The organism is Mycobacterium sp. UM_11, assembly GCF_001414075.1.
Classification (GTDB): Bacteria; Actinomycetota; Actinomycetes; order Mycobacteriales; family Mycobacteriaceae; genus Mycobacterium.
Window position 1 is genome coordinate 1 of record NZ_LATC01000131.1, and the last position, 11,392, is coordinate 11,392.

10 protein-coding genes are annotated in these 11,392 nt (G+C 68.9%); 7 read left to right on the forward strand and 3 right to left on the reverse strand.

What is annotated here, in order from left to right:
* From WU80_RS22315 to WU80_RS22340, 6 genes are all read left to right on the forward strand, one after another.
* Window positions 1-580: CdaR family transcriptional regulator (locus tag WU80_RS22315; RefSeq protein WP_197286007.1), on the forward strand; the 580-nt coding region annotated here is incomplete at its 5' end.
* Window positions 581-720: 140 nt separating this feature from the next.
* The gene (locus tag WU80_RS22320) at window positions 721-1,629 is read left to right on the forward strand and encodes an ACP S-malonyltransferase (RefSeq protein WP_055405266.1); all 909 of its coding nucleotides are present in this window, start codon (window positions 721-723) and stop codon (window positions 1,627-1,629) included.
* 81 nt (window positions 1,630-1,710) lie between these two features.
* Complete coding sequence (gene acpM / locus WU80_RS22325) at window positions 1,711-2,055, forward strand: meromycolate extension acyl carrier protein AcpM (RefSeq protein ID WP_055405267.1); 345 nt, start codon at window positions 1,711-1,713, stop codon at window positions 2,053-2,055.
* Window positions 2,052-3,302, forward strand: a complete 1,251-nt coding sequence (gene kasA, locus WU80_RS22330; protein WP_055405268.1) for a 3-oxoacyl-ACP synthase KasA — start codon at window positions 2,052-2,054, stop codon at window positions 3,300-3,302. The genes acpM and kasA overlap by 4 nt, the downstream gene beginning before the upstream one ends.
* Window positions 3,303-3,384: 82 nt before the next feature.
* A complete protein-coding gene (kasB, locus tag WU80_RS22335; protein ID WP_055405269.1) occupies window positions 3,385-4,644 on the forward strand; it encodes a 3-oxoacyl-ACP synthase KasB in 1,260 nt (419 codons plus the stop codon).
* 47 nt (window positions 4,645-4,691) lie between these two features.
* Complete coding sequence (locus WU80_RS22340; protein WP_055405270.1) at window positions 4,692-6,113, forward strand: acyl-CoA carboxylase subunit beta; 1,422 nt, start codon at window positions 4,692-4,694, stop codon at window positions 6,111-6,113.
* A gap of 26 nt (window positions 6,114-6,139) precedes the next feature.
* Here WU80_RS22340 and WU80_RS22345 read toward each other — a convergent pair whose 3' ends face one another.
* Genes WU80_RS22345 through WU80_RS22355 form a run of 3 tightly spaced genes read right to left on the reverse strand, consistent with a single transcriptional unit; the run spans window position 6,140 to window position 9,866 of the window.
* Window positions 6,140-7,696, reverse strand: coding sequence for an FAD-dependent monooxygenase (locus WU80_RS22345; RefSeq protein ID WP_055405271.1), 1,557 nt, complete (start codon window positions 7,694-7,696; stop codon window positions 6,140-6,142).
* A 53-nt stretch (window positions 7,697-7,749) separates the two neighbouring features.
* Window positions 7,750-9,294 (reverse strand): glycerol-3-phosphate dehydrogenase/oxidase, encoded by a 1,545-nt coding sequence (locus WU80_RS22350; protein ID WP_055405272.1) that lies wholly within the window; start codon window positions 9,292-9,294, stop codon window positions 7,750-7,752.
* Complete coding sequence (locus tag WU80_RS22355) at window positions 9,291-9,866, reverse strand: TetR/AcrR family transcriptional regulator (protein WP_055405273.1); 576 nt, start codon at window positions 9,864-9,866, stop codon at window positions 9,291-9,293. The genes WU80_RS22350 and WU80_RS22355 overlap by 4 nt, the downstream gene beginning before the upstream one ends.
* Window positions 9,867-9,913: 47 nt before the next feature.
* On the opposite strand from WU80_RS22355, the gene WU80_RS22360 reads away from it, so the two are divergent.
* A partial coding sequence (locus WU80_RS22360) for an FAD-binding oxidoreductase (RefSeq protein ID WP_369808564.1) occupies window positions 9,914-11,392 on the forward strand: 1,479 nt, incomplete at its 3' end.

Sequence of the window (11,392 nt, forward strand, 5' to 3'; positions counted from 1 at the left end):
AGATGTGTATAAGAGACAGGGCCAACTGTCACCTACTGACAAATTCCTCGGCGAGCTGCTGGACGCCTTCTCGGACGGCCCGGTGGTCATCGGGCCGACGGCGCCCATGCTGACCGCGGCCTACCACAGTGCGAGCGAGGCGATCTCCGGCATGAACGCCGTTGGCGGCTGGCGCGGGGCGCCGCGGCCGGTCCAGGCGCGAGAACTCCTGCCCGAACGCGCCCTGATGGGGGACGCCTCGGCGATCGTGGCGCTGCACACCGATGTGATGGGGCCGATGGCCGACGCCGGGCCCACGCTCATCGAAACCCTGGACGCGTATTTAGATTGCGGCGGCGCGATTGAGGCCTGTGCCAGAAAGTTGTTCGTTCATCCAAATACCGTGCGCTACCGGCTCAAGCGGATCACCGACTTCACCGGACGCGATCCCACCCAGCCCCGCGACGCGTACGTGCTGCGAGTGGCCGCCACCGTCGGCCAGCTCAACTACCCCACCGCTCCCGCTAGCGTCGGCACCAACGCGCTGCCCCCGGTTCCGCTGCCGGTCAGGGCCGCTGTTGGGGGTCAATCCGAGCGATAGTGATCCAGGCAACAGATCGCGGCACGGTATCGAACATGTAGCTTACGGAGCTATTTTGTTGGGAGTGCACAAAAACCTAAGACGAGGTTCATAATCTGTTACACCCGCCAAAACCGTTTCCACAGTGTTCTCTTAAACACGTGATTGCATTGCTTGCGCCCGGACAGGGTTCGCAGACCGAGGGGATGCTGTCGCCGTGGCTCGAACTGCCCGGTGCCGCAAACCAGCTCGACCTGTGGTCGAAGGCCAGCGGCCTCGACCTCGTCCGGCTGGGCACCACCGCGTCGACCGAAGAGATCACCGACACCGCGGTCACGCAGCCCCTGGTCGTCGCGGCCACCCTGCTGGCCCACCAGGAGCTCACCAAGCGCGGCCTGCTGTCCGACGCGGACCTCATCGTCGCCGGCCACTCCGTGGGCGAGATCGCGGCCTACGCGATCGCCGGTGTGATGGCCGCCGATGACGCCGTCGCGCTGGCCGCCACCCGCGGCGCCGAGATGGCCAAGGCCTGCGCAATCGAGCCGACCGGCATGTCCGCGGTGCTCGGCGGCGACGAGGCCGAGGTGCTGGCCCGCCTCGAGCAGCTCGACCTGTTCCCCGCCAACCGCAACGCCGCCGGCCAGATCGTCGCCGCCGGCCCGCTGACGGCGCTGGAGAAGCTGGCCGAGGACCCGCCGGAAAAGGCCCGGGTGCGCGCCCTCGGCGTGGCCGGGGCGTTCCACACCAAGTACATGGCGCCGGCCCTCGACCGCTACGCGGCCGCGGCGGCAGCCGTCGCGACCGCCGAACCCACCGCCACGCTGCTGTCCAACCGCGACGGCCAGCCCGTCGCCTCGGCGGCGGCGGCGATGGAGGCGCTGGTCGCCCAGCTGACCCAGCCGGTCCGCTGGGACCTGTGCACGGCAACGATGCGTGACCGGGAGATCACGGCGGCCGTGGAGTTCCCGCCCGCGGGCACTCTCACCGGTATCGCCAAACGCGAACTTCGGGGGGTTACGACCCGCGCCGTCAAGGCACCCGCAGACCTGGACGCACTGGCCGAACTCTAAGCCGCATCCAGTACAACCACATACCGCTGGAATAAGAACGCTCTGTTCGATTAACACAACACATTACGAAGGGAAGAGGCTGTGGCCGTAAGTCAGGAAGAAATCATCGCCGGTATCGCGGAGATCATCGAAGAGGTCACCGGTATCGAGCCGTCGGAGGTCACCCCGGAGAAGTCGTTCGTCGACGACCTGGACATCGACTCGCTGTCGATGGTTGAGATCGCCGTGCAGACCGAGGACAAGTACGGCGTGAAGATCCCGGACGAGGACCTCGCCGGTCTGCGCACCGTCGGTGACGTCGTGTCCTACATCCAGAAGCTCGAGGAAGAGAACCCCGAGGCTGCCGAGGCCCTGCGCGCCAAGCTGGAGACCGAGAACCCCGAGGCCGTCGCGAACGTCAAGGCGAGGATGGAAGCGGACCAGTGAGCAAGCCTTCCACTGCTAATGGCGGTTACCCCAGCGTTGTGGTAACCGCCGTCACGGCGACGACATCGATCGCGCCGGACATCGAGAGCACGTGGAAGAGTTTGTTGGCCGGCGAAAGCGGCATCCGCGTACTCGAGGACGAGTTCGTCAGCAAGTGGGACCTGCCCGTCAAGATCGGTGGCCACCTCAAGGAGCCCATCGACGAGCACATGAGCAGACTCGACTTGCGGCGCATGTCGTACGTCCAGCGGCTGGCGAAGTTGCTCAGCACGCAGCTGTGGGAGTCCGCCGGCAGCCCGGAGGTCGACCCCGACCGGTTCTCGGTTGTGGTCGGCACCGGTCTCGGTGGCGCCGAGAGGATCGTGGAGAGCTACGACCTGATGAACGAGGGTGGCCCCCGCAAGGTGTCGCCGCTCGCCGTTCAGATGATCATGCCCAACGGTGCCGCGGCGGTGGTGGGCCTGCAGCTGGGCGCCCGCGCCGGGGTCATCACACCGGTGTCGGCGTGCTCGTCCGGGTCGGAGGCGATCGCGCACGCGTGGCGCCAGATCGCAATGGGTGACGCCGATTTCGCCGTTTGCGGCGGTGTCGAGGGTCCCATCGAGGCGCTGCCCATCGCGGCGTTCTCCATGATGCGGGCCATGTCCACTCGCAACGACGAGCCCGAGCGTGCGTCTCGGCCGTTCGACAAGGACCGCGACGGCTTCGTGTTCGGCGAGGCCGGGGCCCTGATGATCATCGAGACCGAAGAGCACGCCAAGGCCCGCGGCGCCAAGCCGCTGGCCCGGCTGATGGGTGCCGGCATCACGTCGGACGCGTTCCACATGGTGGCGCCCGCGGCGGACGGCGTGCGCGCCGGCCGGGCAATGCAACGGTCGCTCGAGTTGGCTGGCTTGTCCCCCAAGGACATTGACCACGTCAACGCCCACGGGACGGCAACGCCCATCGGCGACACCGCCGAGGCGAACGCCATCCGGGTCGCCGGCTGCGAGCAGGCGGCGGTCTACGCGCCGAAGTCGGCGCTGGGCCACTCCATCGGCGCGGTAGGCGCGCTGGAATCTGTTCTCACGGTATTGAGCCTTCGGGACGGCGTGATACCGCCAACTCTCAATTACGAAACCCCAGATCCAGAGATCGACCTTGATGTTGTCGCGGGCGAACCTCGCTACGGCGATTTCCGTTACGCCATCAACAACTCGTTCGGATTCGGTGGCCACAACGTGGCGCTCGCCTTCGGGCGGTACTGAGGCTGGATGGTGGTGATCGCTTCGCCCGGCCCACCGGGCTTGGCGATCACCACCGAGTACGGAAGGAACGTTTGCAAGACCCATGACAGAGCTGGTTACCGGGAAAACGCTCCCGAACGTGGTCGTCACTGGCGTTGCCATGACGACCGCACTGGCAACTGACGCCGAGAACACCTGGAAGTTGTTGCTGGACAGCCAAAGTGGTATCCGCAAGCTCGAGGACCCGTTCGTCGAGGAGTTCGACCTGCCGGTGAAGATCGGTGGGCACCTGTTGGAGGAATTCGACAGCCAGATGACCCGCGTCGAGCTGCGCCGGACGGGTTACCTGCAGCGCATGTCGACCATCTTGAGCCGGCGGGTCTGGGAGAACGCCGGCTCCCCCGAGGTCGACGCCGACCGCTTGCTGGTGTCCATCGGCACCGGCTTGGGTTCGTCGGAGGAGATGGTTTTCAGCTACGACGACATGCGCTCGCGCGGCATGCGGGCCGTCTCTCCGCTCGGTGTGCAGAAGTACATGCCCAACGGCGCCGCGGCGGCGGTGGGGCTGGAACGGCACGCCAAGGCCGGCGTGATCACCCCCGTGTCGGCGTGCGCGTCGGGCTCCGAGGGTGTCGCCCAGGCCTGGCGCAACATCGTGTTCGGCGAGGCCGACATCGCCATCTGCGGTGGTGTCGAGACCAAGATCGAGGCGGTGCCGATCGCGGCGTTCGCCCAGATGCGCATCGTGATGTCGACGAAGAACGACGACCCGGTGGGCGCCTGCCGCCCGTTCGACCGGGACCGCACCGGCTTCGTGTTCGGCGAGGCGGGCGCGCTCATGGTGATCGAGACCGAGGAGCACGCCAAGGCTCGCGGGGCCAACATCCTGGCCCGGATCATGGGCGCCAGCATCACCTCGGACGGCTACCACATGGTGGCGCCGGATCCCAACGGCCTGCGGGCCGGGCACGCGATGAGCCGGGCGATTCAGCTCGCCGGCCTCACCCCCGGTGACATCCACCATGTGAACGCCCACGCCACCGGTACCTCGGTGGGTGACGTCGCCGAGGGCAAGGCGATCAACAACGCGTTGGGTCCCCATGGCGGCAACGCGGCCGTCTACGCGCCCAAGGCGGCGCTGGGCCACTCGGTCGGCGCCGTGGGTGCGGTCGAGTCGATCCTGACCGTGCTCGCCCTGCGGGATCAGGTCGTTCCGCCGACGCTGAACCTGGAAAACCTCGACCCGGAGATCGACCTGGACGTGGTGGCGGGTAAGCCGCGGCCGGGTAAGTACGACTACGCGATCAACAACTCGTTCGGATTCGGCGGGCACAACGTCGCGATCGCCTTCGGGCGGTTCTGACCATCGCCGCCCCAGCAGAGAGCACACCGGAGAACAGGAGACCTGCGATGACAATCATGGCCCCCGCGTCGGTCGGCGAGTCGCTCGACCCCAGGGACCCGTTGCTGCGTCTGAGCAACTTCTTCGACGAGGGCAGCGTCGAGCTGCTGCACGAGCGTGACCGCTCGGGCGTGCTTTCTGCGTCGGGCACCGTCAACGGCGTGCGCACCATCGCGTTCTGCACCGACGGAACCGTGATGGGCGGCGCCATGGGCGTCGAGGGCTGCGCGCACATCGTGAACGCCTACGACACCGCCATCGAGGAGCAGAGCCCGATCGTGGGCATCTGGCATTCCGGCGGCGCGCGCCTGGCCGAGGGTGTGAAGGCGTTGCACGCCGTCGGCACCGTCTTCGAGGCGATGATCCGCGCGTCCGGGTACGTCCCGCAGATCTCGGTGGTCGTCGGCTTCGCGGCCGGCGGCGCCGCCTACGGGCCGGCGCTGACCGACGTGATCGTGATGGCGCCGGAGAGCCGGGTGTTCGTCACCGGGCCCGACGTGGTGCGCAGCGTCACCGGCGAGGACGTCGACATGGCGTCGCTCGGCGGCCCGGAGACCCACCACAAGAAGTCCGGCGTGTGCCACATCGTCGCCGACGACGAGCTCGACGCCTACGAGCGGGGTCGCCGGCTGGTCGGATTGTTCTGCCAGCAGGGGCATTTCGACCGCACCAAGGCCGAGGCCGGTGACACCGATATCCACGCGCTGCTGCCCGAGTCGTCCCGGCGGGCCTACGACGTGCGTCCGATCGTGACCGCGATCCTGGACGACGAGACCCCGTTCGACGAGTTCCAGGCCAACTGGGCGCCGTCGATGGTGATCGGCCTGGGCCGGCTGTCCGGCCGCACGGTGGGCGTCCTGGCGAACAACCCGTTGCGACTGGGCGGCTGCCTGAACTCCGAAAGCGCCGAGAAGGCCGCGCGTTTCGTGCGGCTGTGCGACGCGTTCGGCATCCCGCTGATCGTGGTCGTCGACGTGCCGGGCTACCTGCCCGGGGTTGACCAGGAGTGGGGCGGCGTGGTGCGCCGCGGCGCCAAGCTGCTGCACGCCTTCGGCGAGTGCACGGTCCCGCGCGTCACGCTGGTCACCCGAAAGACCTACGGCGGGGCCTACATTGCGATGAACTCGCGGTCGCTCAACGCGACGAAGGTCTACGCCTGGCCGGACGCCGAGGTCGCGGTGATGGGCGCCAAGGCCGCCGTCGGCATCCTGCACAAGAAGAAGCTGGCCGCCGCGGCGGATCACGAGCGCGAAGCGCTGCACGACCAGCTGGCCGCCGAGCACGAGAAGATCGCCGGTGGCGTGGACAGCGCCATCGAGATCGGCGTGGTGGACGAGAAGATCGACCCCTCGCACACCCGCAGCAAGCTCACCGAGGCGCTGGCCCAGGCGCCGGCACGCCGCGGCCGCCACAAGAACATCCCGCTGTAGGTCCCCTTCTGCTCGCGGCGTAAGGGCTAGCGGCCGAGGATCTCCGTAACCGCTTGGCGCAGCGCGCCTTCCGGGTCCGCGGGCATGGCGTCGGCACGCCACCCGACGAAATCGTCGGGGCGCACCAGCAGGGCGCCGTCGGGCGCAAGCCCGGTGATCGCGGTCCACTCGTCGCTCTCGATGCGGTGCGCGGCCACCGACATCGAAGCCGCGGCGGCACACCAGCGTTCGTCGCCGGTGAGCACGGTGAACCCCGGCCCCAAGAGGTCGAGCGTCGAAACGCCGTCGCGCACCCACACGTGCGGGACGCGGGTGCCGGGCTGGCCGCGCAATTCTTCGACCAGTGACACGGCGTCGGGATCCGGCGGACCCGGATCGTCGGAAATCACTGCGGCCGAATGGTATTGGTAGCCGATCAGCAGCGCAAACATCGGCGCCTCTTCGTCTGGTGGCAATAGCGGCCGGTTATCGTCCAACCGCAGGAAAGCCAGCGACGGCCCGGTTAGCGACTGGCGCGCGTTGAACCGCCCGACCGGGTGCCGCTCGGCATGGTAGGTGCCCAACAAGGCCGGGTCGGCGCTCCCGTTCAAGACCGCGGCCAGCTTCCAGGCCAGGTTGTGCGCGCTCTGGATGGCGGTGTTGGCCCCGCCAGCCTTGAACGGCGGCATGGTGTGGGCCGAATCGCCGACGAGAAACACTCTGCCGCAGCGGAATTGGTCGGCAACCCGCTCGTACGGCTGCCACGGCGCGACGTCGATGATCTCCACGTCGATCGGCTCGCCGATCGCTTTCGTCAGCATCTCGCGGCACCGCTGCGCGGTGAACTGTTCGGCGGCTTCGCCGCGGGCGGGAAAGTAGGTGTTGATGAACATGCCGAAGTCGTCGCGCACCGGCAGAAAGATGCCCTCCACGTCCGGGTTTTTCACTTGGATGCCGTCGCCCGCACCGAGGTCGCGGGCGAATTGACGCCACGGCGCACGGAAGTAGACGAACACGACATAGATCGGCAGTGCCCCGTAGCCGGAGGTGCTCACGCCCAGCGCGTCGCGGATCGGGCTGTGCACGCCGTCGGCGGCGACGAGATAGTCGGCGCGTATCGCCTCGGTCGCGCCCGACTCGCGATCGCGGATGACCGCGGTGACGCCGCTTTCGTCCTGGTCGAACGAGCCCAACTCAGTGTTGTAGCGCGCCTCGCTACCGTGCCGGCGGATGTAGGTGAGCAGGATCGGTTCGAAGGCGCCCTGCGGGCAGTACTGGCCGCCGGGCTCCGGGCTCAGATCCTTGAACGGCGCGAAGATCGCGTTGACGTCGAGCGCCTGTCGCTGTTCGGCGCTGTTGAGCGTCGGCCTGCTCAGCATGTCGGAAACGCCGTGGGCGATCGCGTGGACCTCGTCGGCCAATCCGAGGCCGCGCAGGATCTCCAGGCTGCGGAAGCTCAGATTGCGGGCTTTCGGGTAGATGAACACCTCGCGCCGCTTTTCGACCACCAGCGAGCGAACACCGTGTTTGGCCAGCAGCGCAGAGGTCGCGAGGCCGCCGGCACCGGCGCCGACGATGAGGACGGGCACCTGTGTGGTTGTCATTCAAAAAATGATAGTCCATGTCATTAAACATTGACTATCGAAATGCTGGAGCCTCAGCCGAACTGCCCCACGAACTCCTCGGCGACCGCCAGCGCGCGCTCCCGGTCGGACTCCACCAGCCCGATGCGCGTCCGCCGGTCCAGGAGGTCGGAGACGTCCAGCGCGCCCTCGTGGGTGATGGCGTACTCGAATTCCGCCCGCGTGACGTCGATGCCCTCGGCGATCGGCTCCGTCGGGCGCTTGCAGGTCGCGGTCGCGATGACCTTGGCCGCCTCCGCCCCGTACCGCTGCACCAGCGACGCCGGCAGCTCGACGGCCGGGCCGGCGGCGGGCGTCCCCGGGTTGGTGGACGCCCCGATCAGCGGCAGGTCGTGGGTTCGGCACTTCGCGGCCCGCAGGCGCCGCAGGCTGACCGCGCGGTCCAGCACGTCCTGGGCCATGTAGCGGTATTCGGTCAGCTTGCCGCCGATCACGCTGATGACCCCGGACGCCGACTCCACGACCGCGTGCTCGCGCGAGACGTCGGCGGTGCGGCCCTCGCCGGTGTCGATCAGCGGCCGCAGCCCCGCGTAGGCGCCGATGACGTCGGACGGGCCCAGCACGACGCCCAGCGCGGTGTTCACGGTGTCCAGCAGGAAGGTGACCTCGTCGGCCGACGGCGTGGGCACGTCCGGGATCGGTCCGGGAGCGGCTTCGTCGGTCAGCCCCAGGTACACCCGCCCCAACTGCTCGGGCATGGCGAACACGAACCGGTTGAGCTCGCCGGGTATCGGAATCGTCAGCGCGGCAGTGGGATTGCCGAACGCGGCTGCATCGAAGACCAGGTGGGTGCCGCGGCTGGGCCGAAGCCGCAGCAAGCCGTCGATCTCGGCCGCCCAGACCCCCGCGGCGTTGATGACCGCACCGGCGGAAACGTCAAACGCCTCCCCGGTGCGCTGATCGGTCAGCCGCACCGAGGTGCCGGTGGCGTGCGAGGCCGCCACGTAGGTCAGGATCCGCGCGCCGTGCTGCGCGGCGGTGCGCGCGACCGCGGTGACCAGTCGGGCGTCGTCGATCAACTGCCCGTCGTAGGCCAGCAGTCCCCCGTCCAGGCCGTCTCGCCGAACGGTCGGCGCCATCCGCACGACGCGATCGGGACCGATCCGGCGCGAGCGGGGCAGGGTCGCCGACGACGTGCCCGCGAGCATGCGCAGGGCGTCGCCGGCCAGGAATCCGGCGCGCACCAACGCCCGTTTTCCCCGGCTCATCGACGGCAGCAGCGGGACCAGCTGCGGCATGGCACGAACGAGGTGAGGGGCGTTGCGGCTCATCAGGATTCCGCGTTCGACGGCGCTGCGGCGGGCGATCCCCACGTTGCCGGTCGCCAGGTAGCGCAGGCCGCCGTGGACCAGTTTGGAGCTCCAGCGGCTGGTGCCGAAGGCCAGGTCGTGCTTTTCCACCAGCGCCACGCGCAGCCCCCGCGATGCGGCGTCCAGGGCGATGCCGGCGCCGGTGATGCCGCCGCCGATCACCACGACGTCCAGCGGCTCGCCGTCGGCGAGCGCGGTGAGGTCGGCGGCCCGGCGGGCGGCGTTCAGCGCGGTGGGATCGGCGATCACGACAGGTATCCGTTCAGCGAGTAGGCGAGTTCGCGGGCCAGCGTGGCGGCGTCCAGCAGCGGCTCGACGATTTGCGCCGACTGAATGGTCGACTGGGCGATCAGCAGCACCATGGTCGCCAGCTGAACCGGATCGCCGGCGCGGACGCTGCCCTTGCGCTGGGCCACCCGCAACCGGTCGGCGAGGGCGTCGATCAGCATGTGCTGGCTGGTCCCGAGCCGCTCGGTGATGTAGATCGGCGCCAGCTCCGAGTGCAGCACCGACATCACGAGCCGGTCCTCGCGAAGCAGGTTGGCCACCGTAACGATCTGTCGCACAAGCGATTCCCGGTCGTCGCCGAGCAGCGGCGCGTCGCGCATCACCTCGGTGATGTGACGGGTCAACAGCGCCGCGACTATCGACTGGGTGTCCGGCCAGCGCCGGTAGACCGTGGGCCTGCTGACGCCGGCGCGGCGCGCGATCTCGGCCAGCGTCACCCGCTCGACGCCGTAATCGACCACACAGCTGGCCGCCGCCGCGAGGATGCGCTCGCCGGGGTCCACGCGGGTGCGTGCGTTACTGATTGACAGCATATGTAATACTGTAACGCATGACGCAACCCGAGGGTCTCCTCCCCCCGATGAAATGGAACGCGTGGGGGGATCCCGCCGCGGCCAAGCCGCTCTCCGAGGGCATCCGCAGCCTGCTGAAACAGGCGGTCGGCATCGACGATGCACAGAGGGCCGAACTCGAAGCGGACCAGGTGCGCCTGCGCCCGTCGGCGCTGTCGGATGAGGATCGCGAGGCGCTGGCCGGCATCGTCGGCGCGGCCCACTGCCGCACCGACGACCGGGACCGGTTGCTGCACGCGGGCGGGAAATCGACGATCGACCTCCTGCGCCGCAAGGACCCGGGCGTGCAGGACGCGCCCGACGCCATCCTGCTGCCCGGTGATGACGACGAAGTCGCCGCGGTCCTGCGCTACTGCTCCGAACACCGCGTCGCCGTCGTCCCCTTCGGCGGCGGCACCAGCGTGGTCGGCGGTTTGGACCCCATCCGCGGGGCGTTCCACGCGGTCGTGTCGCTCGACCTGCGCCGCCTCGACCGGTTGATCTCCCTCGACGAGGTGTCCGGCCAGGCCGTGTTCGGCGCCGGCGTCACCGGGCCCGACGCGGAGCGCATGCTTGGCGCCCAGGGCTTTTCGCTCGGCCATTTCCCGCAGAGCTTCGAGTACGCGACCATCGGCGGATTCGCCGCCACCCGCTCGTCCGGGCAGGACTCGGCGGGTTACGGCCGGTTCAACGACATGGTGCGCGGGCTGCGCGTCGTCACCCCGGCGGGCACCATCGACCTGGGTCGCGCGCCGGAATCCGCCGCCGGTCCCGACCTGCGTCAGCTGATGATCGGCTCGGAGGGCGCCTTCGGCGTCATCACCCAGGTGCGGCTGCGGGTGCACCGGGCGCCCGAAACCGTCCGCTACGAGGCGTGGTCGTTCCCCGACTTCGAGACCGGCGCCGCCGCCCTGCGCGCCGTCACCCAGACCAGCACCGGCCCCACCGTCATCCGGCTCTCCGACGAGGCGGAGACCGGGGTCAACCTGGCCACCACGGACGCGATCGGCGAAAGCCAGATCACCGGCGGCTGCCTGGCCATCACCGTGTTCGAGGGCACCAAGGAACACGTCGAAAGCCGGCACGCCGAAACCGCCGCCCTGCTGGCCGCCCACGGCGCGACCCCGCTGGGCGAGGCACCGGCGCGGGCCTGGGAGCACGGCCGGTTCGGCGCGCCGTACCTGCGCGACTCGCTGCTGTCGGCGGGCGCGCTCTGCGAAACGCTCGAGACCGCCACCGACTGGTCGAACGTTCCGGCGCTCAAAGCTGCTGTGACGCAAGCGCTTACCGATGTGCTCGCCGAGTCCGGCACCCCCGCGTTGGTGATGTGCCACATCTCGCACGTCTACCCCACCGGCGCGTCGTTGTACTTCACCGTCGTCGCCGGGCAACGCGGCAACCCGATCGAACAATGGCTGGCCGCCAAGAAGGCCGCGTGCGACGCCATCATGGCCACCGGCGGAACCATCACCCACCACCACGCGGGCGGTGCCTGTCTCTTATACACA